Consider the following 2,026-nt stretch of genomic DNA (forward strand, 5'->3'; position numbering starts at 1 on the left):
CACCCTCGTCCTGTCCCCCGCCGTGTCTCCCGAGTTCGTGTAGTGAAGGACCTGTGCCTGTGCCCCCAGCTTCGCCGCCGCCATCATGGAGGCAGCGACCGCCGTCGCGCCGCAGAGCTCGTTCTCCTTCTTCGCCAGCCCGTCGATCAGGCCCGCCGCGTCGAGGCCGGCCACGAGCCTCAAGGTTGACGAATCCATGCTGACCGCTTCGTTGTACGGATGGTAATGGGACATGTCCGAGGAGACGACGAGAAGCACCTTTCCCCTGTGCTGCGTGAGAACCGTGACGAGGGCTCCCGAGAGCGCCTTCACATCCTGTCTTTCCACCATGCCCGTGAGAAGAGGGACGATCTTGAAGCCTTCGAGCGTTCGCTGGATGAAGGGGAGTTGGACCTCGAGGGAGTGCTCCTCGTCAAAGGCACCGGGGTTGTTCTTCACGGCACCGCAGAGGGAGGCCATCTTCCTGCCCATGGCGGTGTCGACAGACACCTTTCCGAGGGGTGTCTCCCAGCTGCCTGACGGGTACAGGGCTATGCCCTTGAAGGAACTGCGATGACTTGATCCAAGGAGGATGACCGTCGTGATGCCCTTTCTCCTGGCGGCGTTGTATGAAAAGGCTGCCGTCTTTCCCGAATAGACATATCCCGCGTGAGGGGCGATAACGGCGAAGACGCCCGGTGGCGCGTCACCCACGCGCTGTGCATCCTTCAGGTACCCGTCCACCAGGGTTTGCAGAGATACCTTGTCCGCGGGGTAGAAAGAGCCTGCGAAGACAGGCTTTCTCACCGGGGCGGCGGATTGCGCGAGCGCCTCGCCTGCCGCCAGGACAAGAACGCAGGCGGCGAGCGCCGCCACCAGGGCCAGGACAGTAAAGTCTTTGTTCGCATGTGTCCTTCTCATGTCGCCCATATGCCTCCTATCTTTGTCCCGCACGAGGGGCACGTGCCGTTCTTGAGGGTCACGTTGAGGACATTGTACCCCGATCTCTGGATCAGGACCGTCTTGCATTTCGGACAGTAGGTGTTCTCTCCGGGATGGCCCGGGACGTTCCCGATGTAGGCGAACTGAAGTCCCGCTTCTAAGCCCGCATCGCGGGACCTTTCCAGTGTTCTCACCGATGTGGGAGAGATGCCCGTCAGTTTGTACATGGGGTAGAAGCGGGAGAAGTGGACGGGCACATCCCGTCCGACCTCCTTCACGACCCACCGGCACATCTCCCTCACCATCTTCTCGTCGTCGTTGTACCCTTCTATGACGAGGTTCGTGATCTCCACCCATACGCCGGACCGCTTGAGGGTCTTTATCGTTGCGAGCACGGGAGCGAGCCGGCCTCCGCAGAGCTTGCCGTAGAAGTCTTCGGAGAAGCCCTTGAGGTCGATGTTGATGGCGTCCATGTACCTGCACAGCGCCTTCAGGGGTTCGGGATTGATATAGCCGTTGGAATGCGCGACGTTGAGGATGCCCCGCCCGCGGGCCTCTTTCGCCGTGTCGAACATGTACTCGTAGAAGTTCGTCGGCTCCGTGTATGTGTAGGCGATGCTTTTGCAATCCTTTTGGGCGGCTGCCGCTGCGAGGTCCTTCGGCGGCAGGGTGACGTTCGTGGTCTCGAGGGGTGACACCTGGGAGATCTGCCAGTTCTGACAGAACCGGCACCGGAAATTGCAGCCGGCGCTTGCCACGGAGAGGGAGTATGTCCTGGGAAGGACGTGGAAGAACGGTTTCTTTTCCACGGGGTCGATATGCACCGCGCAGGGCGAGCCGTAGCCGAGGGAATAGAGCTTGCCGGAGATGTTCCTGCGGGCCCGGCAGAAGCCCGTGGCACCGTCGGGAAGCGTGCAGCGGCGGGGACACAGGAGGCACTCGACACCCCTCGTCGAACCCGTCTTCCGGTAGTAGAGGGCCTCGTGGAATGCCGGCCCGGATGTCTGCGCGTGAACATTCGTTCCTGCACCAAGGACGAAAGGCATGAGTGCTGCGACCTTCAGGAAATCTCTTCTTCTCACCGTGGCACCATCGCTGTGGTATA

The 2,026-nt window shown here is 61.3% G+C and carries 2 protein-coding genes; both read right to left on the minus strand.

Annotation, left to right across the window (positions count from 1 at the left end; genetic code table 11):
* The coding region (amrB, locus tag GXX82_16700; GenBank protein NLT24684.1) for an AmmeMemoRadiSam system protein B at positions 1-900 on the minus strand (900 nt) is incomplete at its 3' end.
* Positions 897-1,967 carry an AmmeMemoRadiSam system radical SAM enzyme gene (amrS, locus tag GXX82_16705; GenBank protein NLT24685.1) on the minus strand — a complete coding sequence of 357 codons (1,071 nt, stop codon included), beginning with the start codon at positions 1,965-1,967 and terminating at the stop codon, positions 897-899. The genes amrB and amrS, both read right to left, overlap by 4 nt.
* Between the last annotated feature and the right edge of the window lie 59 nt (positions 1,968-2,026).

Source organism: Syntrophorhabdus sp. (assembly GCA_012719415.1).
In the GTDB taxonomy this organism is placed as follows: Bacteria; Desulfobacterota; Syntrophorhabdia; order Syntrophorhabdales; family Syntrophorhabdaceae; genus Delta-02.

What these genes read in the sequence shown, in the direction of transcription:
- amrS (NLT24685.1), bottom strand. Translation starts at nt 1,967, where the DNA reads ATGCCTTTCGTCCTTGGTGCAGGAACGAATGTTCACGCGCAGACATCC.